Source organism: Segetibacter aerophilus (assembly GCF_007991655.1).
GTDB lineage: Bacteria > Bacteroidota > Bacteroidia > Chitinophagales > Chitinophagaceae > Segetibacter > Segetibacter aerophilus.
On sequence record NZ_BJYT01000005.1, the window covers coordinates 45970 to 63949 of the forward strand.

Here is a 17980-nt window from a genome sequence, read left to right on the forward strand (position 1 = left end):
CACAACGATGTACAATACAGAACTAAATGCTCGAACAAAAAGAAAAATATAGTCACTCGAAACCTTGCTAATATTTAAGTTCTCTCACTGAATGGGCAGATAAAAAAGTCCCGAAGGATAAACCTCCGGGACTTTTTTAAAACATTAATGAGCGCTTCTAACTTCCTCCCCTAATTGTAATATTGCCACCTTTAAAATTCTGTTGCATCTGCTGCATCAGTGCATCTCTTTCTTTTTGAAGTTCCTGTATCGTTACCTTCTTACCTTTTTGCGGCACTTTTATTTTTGCTACTTCGGTCTTTTCTGTAAGTTCAATTGCTTTGTAAAGGGTGCGGCCATTATTCAAATCCAGCTCCAGTATTAAACCAGGCAACTGCTTTGGGTACATGGGACCGGCAAAGACAGGTATATCAGTTGCGAACCACGCAGTTGAATAAGTAGTGTCTGTTACTTCCTCCTTCTTAATTTCACCATTAATCATTTGGGTTCGAGGCCTTTTACCTATTGTTTCTGCAGTTGCCTTTCTGCAGGGATGTCCAAGTATGTTTTTTGTTTCGTCGGAAATTTTCCAGTTCAATTGTTTTATATCCTCTTCAACAATGAATTTTTTACCACCAACTTCCACCTGGTCTGTTCGCTTCCCTGAATTGATATCTACAAAAGTTATGTCATCGGTACCTCCCATAAATGAAATACGAATTGGTCCACTAGAAGGTAATTCTTCCGGAGGCATTTCATCATCTGCTTTTTGCCATATGGATTGATTGTTTCCAAACAGCAATTCAAAACGGTCTATTCTTGGTTGGCTTAAAATTTTGGCAACTTCAGGATTTTCAGGCGCCCCTTGTAGCAGTAGGCGCCCCTGCATTTTCACCTGTCTTTCGTACAATACCCTTCCCTGTTTCATTTGGGCGATAGAAGAAAAAGCAGAAATGAGAAGTGCTGTTGAGAATACATATTTCTTCATGTGTTGAGTTTTGTCAAAGTTATACATCGTCTTCTGGCGCACATGTTAATGCATCTATCATTAAGGTTAATTAAGGTTAATGACACATTTACCGTTTTAGTAATCCTGTACATTTGATTTCAAATGGGCAGCGTTTGAAGCGTTTACAATGGTTAGTTGTTTTGATGGTCGTTACACTGTTTGTTATAACAGCGTTTCAGTGCTATTGGATCTACAACAACTATCAGCGTGAGGCAACAACACTTCGGGTAAAGAGCAACTCTTTGTTCCGCCAGGTTGTTGAGGAAGTGCAGGCGTCGCATCTAAGGTTTGATACAGTTAAGACTAAAAACGTTAAAGAGGTTATTGACAATAATCTTCTTCCTGCAGTAAGCCAAACAATGTCAGCTCCCGCAAACGTTTCCCGGCGATCTATTGTAAGACTAACGAATACCGTTGTAAACCGTTTGAAGGATGATTCGACCGGCAAGGGAATTAACAATAGAAAAGAGGTATTTATTACGCTTAAGCCGGGCAGTTCATTTATTTCAAATGATAGTATCCATCCCCATACAATCAAGCTCGATACTATAAATCCTGCCTCTATCGGCAATGTAGTAATTATAAATGGCGTTAGAAGCAGCGATAGTTCAAGCGCCCAGGATTTTCGTTTGCAAATGGCAGAACGTTTAATGTCAAGGCAACTTCCACCACTGGGTACAAACAGGCATGTTGTAAGAATGGTATTATCAGAGAAGGATTCTAACCGCCAAAAAGAAAGACGACTTTTTTTCAAAAAGAAGTTACCTAACATGCCGCCTGATGTTGATTTTGTTTATCGCATCTCAACACCATTCGATTCGCTTCCTCTTAATGAACTCTCTAATGCCTATACAACAAAGAGTTCCGCTGACCGGTTGAATGTGCCTTTTAATATTTACAAAACCTCACGGAAAGAGGGGATAGTGGAAGAGAAGGATAATGAAGTTTTAGTTGGTATTGAACAACCTTCCATATATCGTTTAGAGCTCGGCAATAGTTTTCCTTACTTAATAGAAAAAATATCCTTGCCAATTGGGTTTTCTTTTTTTTTGGTCGCCGTAACCTTACTTTCTTTTGTAGCTTTTTATACAAGCCTGATTAGGCAACATAAACTGGCTGAAGTAAAGAATGATTTTATCAGCAACATCACGCATGAACTAAAAACGCCCATTGCAACGGTTAGTGTAGCTATTGAGGCCTTGAGAAACTTCAATGCCTTGCAGGATAAAGAGCGGACAAAAGAATATTTAGATATTTCTGAAGGTGAGCTAAACAGGTTGTCACTGCTGGTAGATAAAGTGCTTAAATTCTCAATGTTCGAGCAAGATAAAATTGAGTTACAAGTTGACACATTTGACATGAGGTTATTAGTTGAGGAAGTGGTTTCGTATTTACGTGTACAACTTGACAAAGCTGGAGCGATCGTTAAGATAGAAGCCGAGGGAAACACTGAAATGAAAGGAGACTTCATTCATTTGCAAAGCGTAATTTTTAACCTGCTTGATAATGCTATAAAATATACCGGCAAAGACGCCGCAATAAAAGTTGATATAAAAGGGTCGCTTGAACAACTGGTTATTGCTGTAAAAGATAACGGGCCAGGAATAGCACAAGAATATAAAGACAAAATTTTTGAAAAATTCTTTAGAGTGCCAACAGGCAATCAACACAACGTAAAAGGGTATGGACTAGGTTTAAGTTATGTCGCACACGTTATTCAAATGCATAAGGGGATGATCGAGGTAGAAAGCAGTGAAGGAAAAGGTAGCAGTTTCATTATTAAATTTCCACGGTAATTATGGCGATCAAAGTACTATATGTAGAGGACGAATTGTTTCTTGGAAAAATTGTAAAGGAAAGTCTTGAAACCAGGGGATTTGACGTTCGTATGGAAGCTGACGGAACAAATGTGTTAAAACTTTTTAATGAATATCAACCAGATGTTTGTGTTTTAGATGTTATGTTGCCCAACAAAAATGGTTTTGAAATTGCCCGGGAGATCAGGGAAATTGATAAAACTGCACCGATCGTATTCTTAACTGCAAAGTCACAAACCGAAGATGTGGTAAAGGGTTTTACAGTAGGTGGCAACGACTACATAAGAAAACCTTTTAGCCTTGAAGAACTAATTGTTCGGCTCGAGAATGTGCTAAGAAATAAAGACAAAAAGGAAAGTGAAGAACACGAAACCATCCATCTCGGGAAGTTTACTTTTTATGTAAATAGATTGTCATTGGTATATGGTACAGAAGAAAAAAAACTCACTTTCCGTGAATCAGAGCTTTTAAAACTGCTTTATAGAAATCGCAATAGCATTATTGACAGAAGAGATATTCTCAATGTGATTTGGGGCAACGATTCTTTTTTCAACAGCCGAAACTTAGATGTATACATCACAAAGCTTAGGACCTATTTGAAGGACGAATTGAGAATTGAGATAATTACGATCAAGGGCGTTGGATATCGGTTCGTAGTAGAAAACTAAGCTCAACTTGTTGCTTGCTGTAGCACAAAAAAATAAGAGACGGTTTTTGACCGTCTCTTTACATAAATAGATACTCTAGAATTTATACATTGAATCTGAAGTGCATAATGTCCCCGTCTTCTACCAAGTAATCTTTTCCTTGTACTGCAAGTTTACCATTGTCGCGACAAGCTGCTTCTGAACCGTATTTTATAAAGTCTGTGTACTTAATTACTTCAGCCCTAATGAAACCTTTTTCGAAATCTGTATGAATTACTCCGGCAGCTTGCGGAGCAAGCATTCCTTTTGTAATGGTCCATGCACGCACTTCCTGTACACCGGCGGTAAAATAAGTGGCAAGGTTTAGTAAGCGATAAGTTGAGGTGATCAGCCGCGCAACACCACTTTCATGTAATCCCATATCTTCTAAAAACAATTGCCTGTCTTCAAAACTCTCCATCACCGCAATTTCACTTTCAATAGACGCGCTGATTAGCAATGTTTCAGCCTTTTCGTTTTTCACGGCTTCTTTCACCGCCTCTGAATGATTGTTGCCGCCTACAACGCTTTTTTCATCTACGTTACATACATATATCACCGGCTTCATTGTAAGCAGGAAAAGATCTGCAAAATGCTTTTCTTTATCTTCCGGACTTACTTCAAAGCCGCGGGCATTTTTACCTTGCTCCATAAAAGCCTTTAGTTGCTTTAGGAGGTCAAGTCCATGGAGGAATTCTTTATCGCCGGTTTTTGATAATTTCTCGTTTTTAGAGATTTTCTTATCTATTCCTTCAAGGTCTTTCAACTGAAGTTCTGTATCAATAATTTCCTTGTCCCTAACAGGATTTACATTGCCATCGACGTGAATAATATTATCGTCTTCAAAACAGCGAAGCACATGTATAATTGCATCGGTAGCACGAATGTTTCCTAAAAACTGGTTGCCTAAACCTTCACCTTTGCTTGCACCTTTTACCAGTCCGGCGATGTCAACAATCTCAACAGTTGCCGGAACAACGCGTTGAGGATTTACGATTTTTTCCAACGCAATCAATCTTTCATCAGGAACGGTGATCACCCCAATATTTGGTTCGATTGTACAAAAAGGAAAGTTTGCTGCAACCGCTTTAGCGTTACTGAGTGCATTAAATAGAGTTGATTTTCCCACATTTGGCAATCCCACAATACCTGCTTGAAGACCCATTATAATTAAAAATTAAAGATTAAAAATTCAAAAGACAAGGTGAACACTACATGTAAAAGACACCTCTCCATTTTGCGGCAAAAGTAGGTATTTGAAACTATAACCGTATTATTGTGACACTTAAATCACGACACCTAATATCAAACAGTATTAATGGCATTGAGTAGGATTTGGTCGGCTTTCATTATTATAGCAGTTCTGGTTGCAGCATCAAAAGCAGTTTTCTTTGGAGATAGCCAGATATTTAGTCAAATGGTGGTAGGTAAGGCTGACGATGCATATGATAGTGTTCGATATTTGATGATTGGTTCTCCCACCGAAACTGGTATCAAGACTAAAGAAGGGTTTGCTAAATATCTTTCCGCATTTGCTTATGTAGCAGCCGACTCAGCTCATCCCGCTAATGTTATAATCAGCGACAAGGTTGACAATGACTCCATTTCTATCTTAAAAGGGGTAGAGGGAAAGATGGCCATTTTTACTTACAAATCAATACAATCACGATTAGTCAAAAAAGCAGACGGAATCATTGAAACCTGTAAAAGCGCAGTTAACATCTGCATAGGTTTGATTGGTATCATGGCTTTATTTATGGGCTTTATGAGCATTGCGGAAAGGGCAGGGGGTATTCGTTTGTTGTCGCGAGTCATTGGTCCTTTTTTCTCCCGGCTATTTCCCGGTATCCCAAAGGGTCATCCCGCTCATGGGCATATGATGATGAATTTCTCAGCCAACTTGCTTGGTTTAGATAATGCGGCCACGCCTTTTGGATTGAAGGCAATGGAGAGCCTGCAGGAAATTAACCCGAAAAAAGACGTGGCGTCCGACGCACAGATCATGTTTTTGTGTTTGCATGCAGCCGGTTTTAACCTGATACCTGTAAGCGTTATCGCCGTTAGGGCTTCGATGAAATCGGCAAACCCAACCGATATTTTTGTTCCTTGTATGATTACCACTTTTGTAGCCACTATTGCTGCAATGATCATCGTTTCATATAAGCAGAAGATCAACTTATTACAGCCCGTGGTATTGGCGTGGGTCGGAGGTTTTTCGGTATTGCTTGTACTACTCGTGGTGTATTTAACCTCGTTAGATGCGCAATCGGTACAAACATTTTCTAATGTGCTAAGCAACGGACTTATACTGGTTATTTTTTTACTAATTATAACTGCAGCAGTTTATAAAAAAATCGATGTGTTCGATGCTTTTATAGATGGCGCGAAAGGCGGATTTGAAACGTCAGTACGTATCATTCCCTACCTCGTGGGAATGTTGGCGGCAGTAAGTCTTCTTCGTACAAGCGGAACGTTCGATGTGGTTATTAACGGGATAAAGTCTTTTTTTGCTGCCTTGGGTACTGATACCCGTTTTGTAGATGCTTTGCCGACAGCCCTGATACGCCCGCTAAGTGGCGGAGGTGCGCGGGGAATGATGGTAGATGCAATGAAGAACTTCGGGGCAGATTCTTTTGTAGGCAGGCTTGCTTCTATAATGCAAGGCGCCTCAGACACTACCTTCTATGTGATTGCGATTTACTTTGGTGCCGTATCTATTAAGAATACACGGTATGCAGTTGGCGCTATGCTGATCGCCGACCTTGTCGGTTTACTGACTGCTATTACACTTGCTTATTTGTTTTTCGGGAATATTTAAAGTTCTTCATCAAACATTCTTACCGCCCTGTTCGTTTCTACCTGGTTGCTTGTGAGATGTATTCGGACATTATAGAACCTCACTTGCTGCCGGGTCAATAAAAGTCGAGTAATAACAATAGGTTGAATGGTGTGACACAACGATGTTAAATAGAATTCCTAACGCTCGTTCCACAATACTTCCTCTTTTAAATTCTCTTACCTTGCTTAAAATAATTCCACTACATGAATTTCCAATTCACTGAAGAACAACTGATGATAAAACAGGCGGCAAGGGATTTTGCCATTGCAGAATGCCTGCCGGGAGTAATAGAAAGGGACGAGCAACAAAAATTTCCAAAAGAACAGATAACCAAACTAGCTGACCTGGGGTTTATGGGTATGATGGTAGACCCGCAATACGGCGGTAGTGGAATGGATACTATTAGCTACGTTTTGGCAATGGAGGAAATTAGTAAAATCGATGCAAGCGTGAGTGTTTGTATGAGCGTAAACAACAGCCTGGTTTGCTGGGGCCTCGAAGCGTTTGGAACGGAAGAACAAAAACAAAAATATTTAACCCCACTTGCCCAAGGCAAGAAGGATGGTGAATTATATATCGGCGCGTTCTTGCTAAGCGAGCCCGAGGCTGGAAGTGACGCTAGTTCTCAGCATACAACCGCCGAGGACATGGGTGACCACTACCTTGTGAACGGCACCAAAAATTGGATAACCAACGGCTCAACATCTTCAGTGTACCTCGTTATGGCTCAAACTCACCCGGAGCAAAAAAGTCATGGTATCAATACTTTAATTATAGAAAAAGGGTGGCCCGGTGTGACAGTCGGGGGGAAAGAAAACAAATTAGGCATCAGGGGAAGTGATACGACTTCAGTAATGTTCGACAATGTAAAAGTGCCTAAAGAAAACCGGGTAGGCGAAGACGGTTTTGGCTTTAAGTTCGCCATGAAAACTTTAGCCGGCGGAAGAATAGGCATTGCCTCCCAGGCATTGGGTATTGCCAGCGGAGCATATGAACTTGCACTTAAATATTCAAAGGAGCGAAAGGCATTTGGCAAAGAGATTATGCATCACCAGGCGATACAATTTAAGTTGGCAGATATGGCTACCAGGATCGAGGCGGCAAGAGCGTTGTGTTTAAAGGCTGCGTGGCAAAAAGACCAGGGGCAGGATTATACGGTAAGCTCTTCGATGGCAAAAGTTTTCAGTAGTGAAACTGCGATGTGGGCGGCGGTGGAAGCGGTGCAAATACATGGCGGCTACGGGTTTGTTAAGGAATATCACGTCGAGCGGTTAATGCGTGACGCGAAAATTACCCAAATCTATGAAGGCACCAGTGAAGTGCAGCGGATAGTAATCAGCCGCTTACTTTTGCAATAGGGTTCATGCTTTCCCAAACTGATTTTTATTCCGTTTCCCGATACTCCTTATTTTTACATCGAAATTTCTACAACATGTATTTTTTAGACGCTGCAATAAATGAGGCAAGCACCTCGGCTAATTATTTTCCTATAGGGCTTCAGCTACTTTGTGCTATCGGCTTTGTTGGCTTGATGATGGGCCTTACTCACTTATTAGGTCCTAAACGAAAAACAAGCGATAAACTTCAAAACTTCGAAAGTGGTATAGAAGCGGTTGGTAATGCGCGTCAGCCGATGGCAGTAAAATATTTCCTTGTGGCCATCCTCTTTGTTTTGTTTGATGTGGAGGTTATTTTCTTTTATCCTTATGCCGTAAACTTCAGGCAGTTAGGCTGGTCGGGCTTTGGGGCGCTCGCGATGTTTGTCGGTTTCTTCCTGGCAGGTTTTTACTATATTATTAAAAAGGGCGCGTTGCAGTGGGAAGATTAAGATCAGAAAGAATTTTATAAGCAGGGCGAAAATTCCTGCTTTTTTCGTTTAAACCTGTATCGATAACTTTTTTGTTCAAACCGTTCTGCTTCTTTCAACATCGTTGTGTCACTCACTTGTACAGCAAAACAGTGCTGTGCTTGTACCATCGGGGTTGGGGCTTGCATGTTTTTTGCATCCTCTAAAAAAAACATTCATCCCTTTTTAAATAATCTAAACAACAGGAATTTGTGATTCATTTCAGATAATTCCGTTTGAAACATTTCTTTGGATTTGACGCACTTGCAGTACTTTTGCACGTCTTTAATTGCTGTTTTGCAGCTTTCAAAAAATGTTGGTAAAACAACGGTTATTTTTTAGAAGGTAATTTGAAAAGGATTTAAAATCAGACAAATTATGGCTCGTCCAGTAAGATTTCATACACAAGTTAAAGAGCTCGAAGCTCCAGAAACATATATGGGAGAGGGCTTTGGTGCCACCTCTTTAGAAAAGGTTTTAGGCCTTGCACGAAAAAACTCCATTTGGCCGTTACCATTTGCAACCAGTTGTTGCGGTATTGAGTTTATGGCAACCATGGGTTCTCACTACGATCTATCGAGGTTTGGAAGTGAAAGACTAGGCTTCTCACCTCGCCAGTGCGACTTGCTAATGGTGATGGGAACAATCGCTAAAAAAATGGCTCCGATAGTAAAGCAGGTTTACTTGCAAATGGCCGAACCTCGTTGGGTAATGGCAGTTGGTGCCTGCGCGTGTTCAGGAGGTATATTCGATTCTTATAGCGTATTACAAGGTATAGACCAGGTAGTTCCTGTAGATGTCTACGTTCCGGGATGCCCGCCAAGACCTGAAGCAATTATTGATGGCGTATTGCGTATCCAGGATCTGGTACACAACGAAAGTACCCGTCGCAGAAACGGCGAACAGTACAAAGCTTTGATGGAAAGCTACGGCATACAATAAAGCAAATGCGGGAAATTCGAAATTTGATAATTTGAAAATGTGATCCTACGCCTTTTCATTTTCAAATTTCAAATTGATTAATTTTCAAATTAGATAGATGCCCTTAACTAACCCTGATATCATACAAAGATTAGTTGACAAGTTTGGAGAATCACTTACTGAATTTGGTGAACCTTATGGCATGCTTACTTTTTCTGCCCCGAGGGAAATGAATTTGAAGGTGATGCGTTTTTTATACGATGAGCCCGATTTGGGATTTCAATTCTTGACTGATTTATGTGCGGTTCATTATCCTGAACGTGTGGGGGAGGAGTTAGCCCTGGTTTACCACTTGCATAACCTCGTGGAGAATGTAAGGATAAGATTCAAGGTATTTCTTCCGGTAGCTCAACCAGATGTAATCACTGCCACCAGCATTTTTGAATCCGCAAACTGGATGGAACGGGAGACCTACGATTTTTTTGGGGTCAACTTTATTGGTCACCCGAACTTAAAGAGGATTTTGAATGTTGAGGAGATGGATTATTTCCCTATGCGCAAAGAATTTCCTTTGGAAGATCAAAGCCGTATAGATAAAGATGATGAGATGTTTGGTCGCGGTGGCAGCATTGACTTTGGCAATCGTGAGGTACCTGATGAGCCAAGGACAATCAGCGAAGCTGATAAGGATAAAACATGGATATAGCTTCTTTTAATTCGAATTATAAAAAGGTGCCGAAAACATTGAAAGTACAAGAGTGCGACGCAACAATGTTGAATAGAATAGAAATGCCGACAACAAAAAAATAAAAGATGTCTGTTGTAGAACAACCTAAACATAGAGTGCTTCCCGATGGAAGTATTGAAAAAACCACTACCACCTTAAACCTGGGGCCGACGCACCCGGCTACGCATGGTGTGTTCCAGAATATTTTGGAGGTAGATGGTGAAAGAGTGGTGGACGCTGAACAAACTGTTGGTTATATACATCGGGCTTTTGAGAAAATTGCTGAGCATCGTCCTTTATACCAGATTACACCGCTCACCGATAGATTGAATTATTGCAGCAGCCCGATTAATAACATGGGTTGGCACATGACGTGCGAAAAACTGCTAGGCCTTACGCTTCCAAAAAGGGTCGACTACCTGAGAGTAATCATAATGGAGCTTGCCCGAATTGCAGACCACCTTATTTGTAACTCAGTTGTTGGCGTGGATACCGGAGCTTTTACTGGCTTTTTGTACGTGATGCAATACCGCGAATTGATTTACGAAATATGGGAAGAGGTTTGCGGTAGCCGCTTAACAACAAATATTGGCCGTATCGGTGGATTTGAAAGAAATTTCAACGACATAGCATTTAGGAAACTCGAGAAGTTTCTAAATGAATATCCGAAGGTGCTGAAGGAGTTTGAAAACCTCTTTAACCGCAACCGGATTTTCATGGAGCGGACACAGGGAGTTGGAGGTATCGCTCCCGAGAGAGCCCTTAACTATGGCTTTACGGGTCCTAACTTAAGAGCAGCAGGAGTAGATTACGACGTGCGCGTACATTCTCCCTATAGCAGTTACGAAGACTTTGATTTTACTGTTCCTGTTGGAAAAACAGGCGATGTATACGACCGGTTTTTAGTTCGAAACGAAGAGATGTGGCAATCGCTTGAAATTATCAAGCAGGCTTACCGCAAGGTGCAGGATTTCAAGGGGAAAGACGCTGAAGTTTTTCATGCGGATGCTCCTGAGTATTATCTCCCTGAAAAGAAGGATGTGTATACAAAAATGGAAGCGCTTATTTATCACTTCAAGATAATTATGGGCGAGACCGATATTCCTGCAGGTGAAGTTTACCATTGTGTAGAGGGCGGAAATGGCGAATTAGGGTTTTATCTAATTAGCGACGGAGGTCGTACTCCTTATCGCTTGCATTTTCGCAGACCTTGTTTCATCTATTACCAGGCTTACACAGAACTAATAAAAGGTAGCATGTTGAGTGACGCAATCATTTGCATGAGCTCGCTAAATTTGATTGCCGGTGAGATGGACGGATAATTAAAAATTAAAATTAAAAATGAAAAATTGAAGTCATTTTTCATTTTGCCTTTTTCAATTATAAATGATACAGTTTTCAGAAAAGAGTTTAAACGAAGTGCAGAAGATTTTTGCACGTTATCCGGAAGGAAAACAAAAGAGTGCTTTACTGCCGGTGCTGCACCTTGCACAGGAGGAATTTGGTGGCTGGCTGGATGTTCCAGTTATGGATTATGTGGCAGAGTTGCTTGGTATTACACCTATAGAGGTATACGAGGTTGCGACTTTCTACAGTATGTACAATATGAAGCCGGTAGGTAAGTTCGTTTTTGAAGTTTGCCAAACCGGGCCTTGTATGCTGAGAGGTAGCGATGACATTATTAATTATATAAAAAGTAAATTAGGTATCAGCGTGGGAGAAACAACGCCTGACGGACTTTTTACTCTGAAAGTTGTTGAATGCCTTGGAGCTTGTGGATACGCACCAATGATGCAATTAGGAAAGCATTTCAGAGAACATCTAACGCCCGAAAAAGTAGATTCAATTATAGAAGAGTGCCGTAGCTTTTCAGCAATCAATAATTAGTTTAAAGGTTTTATAGATAAGAATTCGGTTTGTTTAAAAAAGAGGGTCATGAAACTTACACCTTATATACACTTCCAGGGAAATGCTGAAGAGGCAATGCATTTTTACACTGCAGCTTTAGGAGGAAATGTGATTGCGATAAGTCGATATGGTGATAGTCCAATGGCGTCAGATGAAGATTATAAAGACAAAGTGCTGCATGGAAGAATTCAGTTTGGAGATAACGTGATTATGATATCTGATACATTTAAAGGTAAAAATGTGCAAACTGAAGGAAACATTCAATTGTCCATTGAGCTAAGTGAGGAAGGTCAGATAGACGATGTTTTTAAAAGAATGTCAGAAGGTGGTACGGTTACCATGGAACTTCAGGACACTTTCTGGGGCGCCAGGTTTGGAATGCTGAAAGACAGGTTTGGAGTTAATTGGATGTTTAATTACGAATTGAAGAAATAGGTCAAAATTTTAAATTAATAAGTCAAAAAGAATTATCTGTTTTGATTTTTTATTTGGAGAAATGAGTACAAAATTATTATTAGACAAGGCAAATATTGAAGGAATACGTTTTTACAAAGCGTACCGCGAGAACGGCGGATATGCTGCAGTAGAAAAAGCCTTCAAAATGACTCCGACAGAGATCGTTGAAGAAGTAAAGAAAAGTGGTTTGCGGGGTCGGGGAGGAGCAGGTTTTCCAACGGGGATGAAATGGAGTTTCCTTGCAAAACCGGAAGGCGTTCCTCGTTATCTTGTTTGCAATGCAGATGAGAGTGAGCCTGGAACTTTTAAAGACAGATATCTAATGGAGTTCCTCCCGCACCTGTTAATAGAGGGTCTGATTATCTCATCTTTTGCTTTAGGAAGCAACAGAACATATATCTACATCAGAGGTGAATATGCCTGGATCCCAGATATTTTAGAACATGCGATTGAAGAGGCTAAGCAAAATGGCTGGCTAGGTAAGAACATTTTAGGGACGGGTTTTGATTGCGAGATATATGTGCAGCGTGGTGCCGGTGCTTACATCTGTGGAGAGGAAACTGCTTTGATAGAAAGTCTTGAAGGCAAAAGAGGTAACCCTCGCATCAAGCCACCGTTTCCTGCTATCAAGGGTTTATGGGAAAGTCCTACAGTCGTTAATAATGTTGAGACCCTTGCCGCTATCGTTCCTATTTTCAATATCGGTGGTGAGGAGTATGCTAAGATTGGAGTTGGTAAATCGACAGGTACTAAATTGATAAGCGCTTGTGGAAATATCAACAAGCCAGGCGTGTACGAGATCGACATGACAATTAGTGTTGAGGAATTTGTTTATAGCGATGAGTATTGCGGTGGTATTCCAAATGGTAAGAGATTAAAAGCCTGTATTCCTGGTGGATCATCCGTACCTATTTTGCCTGCTAATCTTTTATTTAAAACTGCGAAAGGCGAAACACGTTTGATGAACTACGAGAGTTTGTCAGACGGAGGATTTGCAACAGGAAGTATGATGGGTTCAGGAGGCTTTATAGTATTGGACGAAGATCAATGCATTGTTCGACATACGTTAACTCTTGCGCGTTTTTATCATCATGAAAGCTGTGGTCAATGTAGTCCGTGCCGGGAAGGTACCGGTTGGATGAAACGCGTTCTATATAACCTCGAGTACGGAAAGGGCAAATTGAGCGATATCGATTTGTTGTGGGATATACAAAGAAGAATTGAAGGAAATACCATTTGCCCCTTAGGTGACGCCGCCGCATGGCCTGTAGCGGCTGCGATCAGGCATTTTAGAGATGAATTTGAGTGGCATGTACTAAACCCGGAAGAAAGCCAGGTAAGAAATTTCGGATTAGCACATTACGCTGATGCGAGAGAGGTTATGGTGTAAGCTTTGTATTCATAAATAACTTTAAACTTCCCGCCTTGCTACTTATGCAGGCGTGAAAAAATAAAATATGGCTGAAGAAGTAAAAAAAGATGCTCCTCAAATGTTTAAAGTTACCATCGACAATATAACTGTCGAGGTAGCTCCGGGTACATCTATATTAATGGCAGCAAGAAAGGTAGGCGGAGATGTAGCTCCTCCTACCATGTGTTTCTATAGCAAGCTGAAAGGCAGTGGAGGTAAATGCCGAACTTGTTTGGTTGAGGTCGCCGCAGGTTCAACTGCTGACCCCCGGCCAATGCCTAAACTCGTTGCAAGTTGTCGCACCAACGTAATGGATGGAATGGTTGTGAAGAGTATAACCAGTGAGAAAGTGCTTGATGCGCGTAAAGGCGTGGTGGAATTTTTATTGCTCAACCATCCCCTCGATTGCCCAATTTGTGATCAGGCAGGAGAATGTCATCTGCAGGATTTGAGTTATGAGCACGGAAAAGAAGAAACACGCTACGAGTTCCAGCGTCGCTTATTTGAGAGAGAAGACATCGGTCCTTACATTCAATTGCACATGACCCGCTGCATTTTGTGTTATCGCTGTACTTACATAGCTGACCAAATTACCAACACCAGGATGCACGGTATTTTAGATAGAGGTGAACACGCCCAAATAAGCACCTACATTTCTAAAGCTATTGACAACGACTTTAGCGGAAATATGATAGATGTTTGTCCTGTTGGTGCATTAACTGATAGAACTTTCCGCTTCAAACAAAGGGTGTGGTTTTTAAAGCCATTGAACGCCCACCGAGATTGCGATAAGTGCTGCGGTAAAGTAACCATCTGGAACAGGGGAGATGAAGTATTTCGTGTAACTGCAAGAAAAGATGAGTGGGGTGAAGTTGAAGATTTTGACGGTAAGACCGGATGGATTTGTAACACTTGTCGCTTCGATAAAAAGAAAACAAGTGATTGGGTTATTGAAGGTCCGAGAAAAATAAACAGGCATTCAGTCATTTCTGCCAATCATTATTTAGATGACCTTAAGCGTCCTCACGAAACGATTGCCGAGGTAATGGGCGGACGGAAACCGAAACTCTTAATGGATATTCATGCAGTGAGCGAAGTAAACAAGCCAACTGTGCATCTAAGCGAAATTGAAGGTCCGGCCACAAGCGAGGTATTTAATAAAGAAAATGGTAGACTTTTGCCTGAAACAAAATAGTGAACTAAGATTAGGCTTATAAATAAAGGGATAAATAATGGTGCTTTTACAAATTGACTGGGCTTTATTATTCGAAAAACTTGCCCTTATCGGAGCTATTATAACTGCATCGTTGGTGATCGCGATGTATTCTACATGGGGCGAGCGCAAGGTGGCGGCTATTTTACAGGACCGGAAAGGTCCTAATCGTGCTGGTCCTTTTGGCCTTTTACAGCCCCTTTCCGATGGAGGTAAGTTATTCTTTAAAGAGGAAATCATTCCAAATACCTCAAACAAAACCCTGTTTATTTTAGGCCCTTGCCTGGCTATGTTAACTGCGATGATGACAAGTGCAGTTATCCCGTGGGGCAACCAGATACACATCAATATGTTTGGTATCGATCGTACGGTGAACCTCCAAATTGCAGACATTAATATCGGAATCCTTTACATTTTTGGTGTTGTAAGCACAGGCGTGTATGGTATCATGATCGGCGGATGGGCGAGTAACAATAAGTTTTCGCTGATGGCCGCAATGCGTGGAGCTTCGCAGGTAATTAGCTATGAATTAGCCATGGGCCTCTCAATGATTGCCCTTTTAATGCTAAGTGGTTCACTTAGTCTGAAAACTATTGTGGAGCAGCAAATACAAGGGTCATGGTGGAATATAGTTTATCAGCCTATTGGCTTTCTTATTTTTATTATTTGCGCTTTTGCTGAATGTAACCGCGCTCCGTTTGATTTGCCGGAAGCTGAGAATGAATTGAATTTCGGTTACCACCAGGAGTATTCAAGTATGAAGCTCGGTTTTTACCTGTTTGCTGAATACATAAATATGTTCATCAGCAGTGTTATTATGGCAACTCTTTACTTTGGAGGTTATGATATGCCTTTTGTAAATGAAGCAAATTTGTCTGTAAATCTTGCAGCTATCATTGGTTTCGTGGCACTGTTCGGAAAAACTTTTATCCTGATTTTTATATTTATGTGGGTTCGTTGGACACTCCCTCGTTTTCGGTACGACCAATTGATGAACCTTGGATGGAAATCATTAATTCCTCTTGCTTTGGTAAATATGTTCATAACCGGGGCAGTTATATTATGGAGACAAGGATAATTTGTAAGTGTCGTTATCAGAGAGTTTTTGGTACAAGCTATGCCGCTCCGATTAAACATTGTTGCGTCGCATTTCGTTCATCAGTAGTAACTCGGTTGGATCAAAGGAAATGGTAAGTAACAAGCTTACGGTGAATGTAGAGCATCGAAAATTTGGTATGGAACGTTTACTGTCGGTTGACCAGGTATTCAATGATGAATGTTAGGCAGATTATTGTTCACCGAAGAATAAAGAACAGAAAGTACAAGTGAGTGACACAACGATGTTGATAAAAGATAAAGTGACCACCAACAAAAAGATTTAAAAAAGTCCTCTCAAAGGTGTAGGTAAATAAAGTTGGTAGGTTAGAGGTAGAAAAATATTTTTGCAAACCTTTTTAAAAAAGCCGGAAGCTGGCAGCAATTGCTAAAAGCTTTCTTTATATGCAACCGTTAACAAAAAAAGTAAAACAAGTAGAACGCAAGCCAATGACCTTTCTCGAAAGGTTATACCTTCCCGAGATTTTTAAGGGAATGGCAATTACGTTTAGTCATATTTTCAAAAAAGTTCCGACGGTTAGTTACCCGGAACAAACACGTCCTTTTGCTAAAGTGTTTCGTGGCTTACACGTCTTAAATCGGGATGAAGAAGGACGAGAGAAGTGTACTGCATGTGGTCTTTGTGCATTAGCCTGTCCTGCAGAAGCCATCACTATGGAAGCTGCTGAACGTGTGCGAGGAGAAGAGAATTTATATCGTGAGGAGAGATATGCAGCAAAATATGAGATCAACATGCTGCGCTGTATTTTTTGTGGCCTTTGTGAAGAAGCATGCCCAAAAGATGCAATCTATTTAAGTGAAACATTTGCTCCGGCCAACTACCAGCGTAAAGGATTTATATATGGTAAAGAAGATTTGCTGATACCTAATCCGCTTACCCAACCTGAAGAGTATGAAAAGGCTAAAGGGGAAAGGGCACCGGCAACACAATAACAACTTTACTAACCGCCACTAATGAGTACAACTGAAATTTTATTCTGGTTTCTTTCCGCTCTTGCACTGGTCAGTGCTACAATGGTCTTAATAAGCAAAAATCCTGTTCACAGTATCTTGTGGCTGATCATTGTTTTCTTTGCAATTTCAGGTCATTACATTTTATTGAACGCACAATTCTTGGCAATCGTTAACCTCATTGTATATGCGGGTGCTATAATGGTATTGTTCCTGTTTGTGGTGATGTTAATGAATTTGAATAGCGACTCGGAGCCACAGAAAAATAACCGGTTTAAAATTGCAGGTGCTATATCAGGGGGATGTTTAATGTTGATAATGATTGATGTAATTAGGGATGCGGGCGAGGTTCAGAACGCGAAAGCTTTGGTTAAAGAAGGCAATATAGGGTTGATAAAAAACCTTGGGATGGTGTTGTTTAAAGACTACGTAATTCCATTCGAAATAAGCAGTGTGCTGTTTTTAGCAGCAATGGTGGGTGCAGTAGTAATAGGTAAGAGGAATTAACAGCCTAGCCCGTAAGGGGAATAACGGAGCGAATATTTTGTGGTAATTATTTAATAACAACTTAATTTCTAAAAAGAATTAAGGCAAAAGCCCCTTTAGGGGTTTGGGGTATGCCAATAACATATTATATAGTCTTATCGATTGTTCTGTTTTGCATTGGGGTTGTTGGAGTATTGACGCGGAGAAATGCAATTATCATTTTTATGTGTATTGAATTAATGTTGAATGCGGTAAACCTTTTACTTGTTGCTTTTTCAAAAATGCATAATGGAAAGGCAATAGTATCAAACCCAACTTCAACTGTAGGAATAGACGGCCAGTTGTTTGTATTTTTTATAATGGTAGTTGCGGCAGCAGAGGTTTGCGTGGGTTTGTCGATTATTGTTATGATGTATCGGAATACGCATTCTGTAGATGTAAATTTCTTAAACAGGTTAAAGAATTAGCCCCGGCCCTAAAGGGAGAAGAGAGTAAAGCAGGCTTATAAATAATTGGAGTTGGGCAAGGAGGATTAATTCAAAAACGTTTTTAAAATATATTTTCTTAAATCCCTTTAGGGATTTAGGGTTCACTTTCTTAAGCCCCTTTAGGGGT

Annotated in this window: 18 protein-coding genes; 16 read left to right on the forward strand and 2 right to left on the reverse strand. The window is 40.6% G+C overall.

Annotated features, from left to right (window positions below; translation table 11 throughout):
• Positions 1 to 157: 157 nt before the first annotated feature.
• Positions 158 to 967 (reverse strand): GLPGLI family protein, encoded by an 810-nt coding sequence (locus SAE01_RS07715; protein WP_170234107.1) that lies wholly within the window; start codon positions 965 to 967, stop codon positions 158 to 160.
• A 134-nt stretch (positions 968 to 1101) separates the two neighbouring features.
• Between SAE01_RS07715 and SAE01_RS07720 the strand changes: the two genes are divergently transcribed.
• Together SAE01_RS07720 and SAE01_RS07725 are read left to right on the forward strand one after the other, a co-directional pair.
• Positions 1102 to 2784, forward strand: coding sequence for a sensor histidine kinase (locus tag SAE01_RS07720; protein ID WP_147203165.1), 1683 nt, complete (start codon positions 1102 to 1104; stop codon positions 2782 to 2784).
• A gap of 2 nt (positions 2785 to 2786) precedes the next feature.
• Entirely contained in the window at positions 2787 to 3473 is a 687-nt protein-coding gene (locus SAE01_RS07725) for a response regulator transcription factor (RefSeq protein WP_170234108.1), read from the forward strand.
• Positions 3474 to 3555: 82 nt separating this feature from the next.
• Here the strand turns inward: SAE01_RS07725 and ychF are convergent, their stop codons facing one another.
• On the reverse strand, positions 3556 to 4656 hold the full coding sequence (gene ychF / locus SAE01_RS07730) for a redox-regulated ATPase YchF (protein WP_147203169.1): 1101 nt from the start codon (positions 4654 to 4656) through the stop codon (positions 3556 to 3558).
• Positions 4657 to 4809: 153 nt separating this feature from the next.
• Between ychF and SAE01_RS07735 the strand changes: the two genes are divergently transcribed.
• From SAE01_RS07735 to nuoK, 14 genes are all read left to right on the forward strand, one after another.
• Entirely contained in the window at positions 4810 to 6309 is a 1500-nt protein-coding gene (locus SAE01_RS07735; RefSeq protein ID WP_147203170.1) for a spore maturation protein, read from the forward strand.
• 224 nt (positions 6310 to 6533) lie between these two features.
• A complete protein-coding gene (locus SAE01_RS07740; RefSeq protein WP_147203172.1) occupies positions 6534 to 7688 on the forward strand; it encodes an acyl-CoA dehydrogenase family protein in 1155 nt (384 codons plus the stop codon).
• Between the two features lie 74 nt (positions 7689 to 7762).
• Positions 7763 to 8158, forward strand: coding sequence for an NADH-quinone oxidoreductase subunit A (locus SAE01_RS07745; RefSeq protein ID WP_147203173.1), 396 nt, complete (start codon positions 7763 to 7765; stop codon positions 8156 to 8158).
• Between the two features lie 396 nt (positions 8159 to 8554).
• Positions 8555 to 9118 carry an NADH-quinone oxidoreductase subunit B gene (locus tag SAE01_RS07750; protein ID WP_147203175.1) on the forward strand — a complete coding sequence of 188 codons (564 nt, stop codon included), beginning with the start codon at positions 8555 to 8557 and terminating at the stop codon, positions 9116 to 9118.
• Positions 9119 to 9215: 97 nt separating this feature from the next.
• Positions 9216 to 9803, forward strand: coding sequence for an NADH-quinone oxidoreductase subunit C (locus SAE01_RS07755; RefSeq protein WP_147203177.1), 588 nt, complete (start codon positions 9216 to 9218; stop codon positions 9801 to 9803).
• Positions 9804 to 9910: 107 nt separating this feature from the next.
• The gene (locus tag SAE01_RS07760) at positions 9911 to 11146 is read left to right on the forward strand and encodes an NADH-quinone oxidoreductase subunit D (protein ID WP_147203178.1); all 1236 of its coding nucleotides are present in this window, start codon (positions 9911 to 9913) and stop codon (positions 11144 to 11146) included.
• Positions 11147 to 11210: 64 nt separating this feature from the next.
• Positions 11211 to 11711: an NADH-quinone oxidoreductase subunit NuoE family protein gene (locus tag SAE01_RS07765; RefSeq protein ID WP_147203180.1), complete on the forward strand. Its 501-nt coding sequence runs from the start codon at positions 11211 to 11213 to the stop codon at positions 11709 to 11711.
• Between the two features lie 48 nt (positions 11712 to 11759).
• Positions 11760 to 12167 carry a VOC family protein gene (locus tag SAE01_RS07770; protein ID WP_147203181.1) on the forward strand — a complete coding sequence of 136 codons (408 nt, stop codon included), beginning with the start codon at positions 11760 to 11762 and terminating at the stop codon, positions 12165 to 12167.
• A gap of 61 nt (positions 12168 to 12228) precedes the next feature.
• On the forward strand, positions 12229 to 13578 hold the full coding sequence (nuoF, locus tag SAE01_RS07775) for an NADH-quinone oxidoreductase subunit NuoF (RefSeq protein ID WP_147203183.1): 1350 nt from the start codon (positions 12229 to 12231) through the stop codon (positions 13576 to 13578).
• A 67-nt stretch (positions 13579 to 13645) separates the two neighbouring features.
• Positions 13646 to 14794 carry an NADH-quinone oxidoreductase subunit G gene (locus tag SAE01_RS07780; protein WP_147203185.1) on the forward strand — a complete coding sequence of 383 codons (1149 nt, stop codon included), beginning with the start codon at positions 13646 to 13648 and terminating at the stop codon, positions 14792 to 14794.
• Between the two features lie 37 nt (positions 14795 to 14831).
• Positions 14832 to 15890, forward strand: a complete 1059-nt coding sequence (nuoH, locus tag SAE01_RS07785) for an NADH-quinone oxidoreductase subunit NuoH (RefSeq protein WP_147203186.1) — start codon at positions 14832 to 14834, stop codon at positions 15888 to 15890.
• A gap of 422 nt (positions 15891 to 16312) precedes the next feature.
• Entirely contained in the window at positions 16313 to 16861 is a 549-nt protein-coding gene (nuoI, locus tag SAE01_RS07790; RefSeq protein ID WP_147203187.1) for an NADH-quinone oxidoreductase subunit NuoI, read from the forward strand.
• Between the two features lie 21 nt (positions 16862 to 16882).
• The gene (locus SAE01_RS07795; protein WP_147203188.1) at positions 16883 to 17386 is read left to right on the forward strand and encodes an NADH-quinone oxidoreductase subunit J family protein; all 504 of its coding nucleotides are present in this window, start codon (positions 16883 to 16885) and stop codon (positions 17384 to 17386) included.
• Between the two features lie 110 nt (positions 17387 to 17496).
• Positions 17497 to 17832: an NADH-quinone oxidoreductase subunit NuoK gene (gene nuoK, locus SAE01_RS07800; protein ID WP_147203189.1), complete on the forward strand. Its 336-nt coding sequence runs from the start codon at positions 17497 to 17499 to the stop codon at positions 17830 to 17832.
• The last annotated feature ends 148 nt before the right edge of the window (positions 17833 to 17980 follow it).

Coding starts and splice junctions, on each gene's coding strand:
- SAE01_RS07715 (WP_170234107.1), bottom strand. CDS start 967: ATGAAGAAATATGTATTCTCAACAGCACTTCTCATTTCTGCTTTTTCT.
- SAE01_RS07725 (WP_170234108.1), top strand. CDS start 2,787: ATGGCGATCAAAGTACTATATGTAGAGGACGAATTGTTTCTTGGAAAA.
- ychF (WP_147203169.1), bottom strand. CDS start 4,656: ATGGGTCTTCAAGCAGGTATTGTGGGATTGCCAAATGTGGGAAAATCA.
- SAE01_RS07735 (WP_147203170.1), top strand. CDS start 4,810: ATGGCATTGAGTAGGATTTGGTCGGCTTTCATTATTATAGCAGTTCTG.
- SAE01_RS07740 (WP_147203172.1), top strand. CDS start 6,534: ATGAATTTCCAATTCACTGAAGAACAACTGATGATAAAACAGGCGGCA.
- SAE01_RS07745 (WP_147203173.1), top strand. CDS start 7,763: ATGTATTTTTTAGACGCTGCAATAAATGAGGCAAGCACCTCGGCTAAT.
- SAE01_RS07750 (WP_147203175.1), top strand. CDS start 8,555: ATGGCTCGTCCAGTAAGATTTCATACACAAGTTAAAGAGCTCGAAGCT.
- SAE01_RS07755 (WP_147203177.1), top strand. CDS start 9,216: ATGCCCTTAACTAACCCTGATATCATACAAAGATTAGTTGACAAGTTT.
- SAE01_RS07760 (WP_147203178.1), top strand. CDS start 9,911: ATGTCTGTTGTAGAACAACCTAAACATAGAGTGCTTCCCGATGGAAGT.
- SAE01_RS07765 (WP_147203180.1), top strand. CDS start 11,211: ATGATACAGTTTTCAGAAAAGAGTTTAAACGAAGTGCAGAAGATTTTT.
- SAE01_RS07770 (WP_147203181.1), top strand. CDS start 11,760: ATGAAACTTACACCTTATATACACTTCCAGGGAAATGCTGAAGAGGCA.
- nuoF (WP_147203183.1), top strand. CDS start 12,229: ATGAGTACAAAATTATTATTAGACAAGGCAAATATTGAAGGAATACGT.
- SAE01_RS07780 (WP_147203185.1), top strand. CDS start 13,646: ATGGCTGAAGAAGTAAAAAAAGATGCTCCTCAAATGTTTAAAGTTACC.
- nuoH (WP_147203186.1), top strand. CDS start 14,832: ATGGTGCTTTTACAAATTGACTGGGCTTTATTATTCGAAAAACTTGCC.
- nuoI (WP_147203187.1), top strand. CDS start 16,313: ATGCAACCGTTAACAAAAAAAGTAAAACAAGTAGAACGCAAGCCAATG.
- SAE01_RS07795 (WP_147203188.1), top strand. CDS start 16,883: ATGAGTACAACTGAAATTTTATTCTGGTTTCTTTCCGCTCTTGCACTG.
- nuoK (WP_147203189.1), top strand. CDS start 17,497: ATGCCAATAACATATTATATAGTCTTATCGATTGTTCTGTTTTGCATT.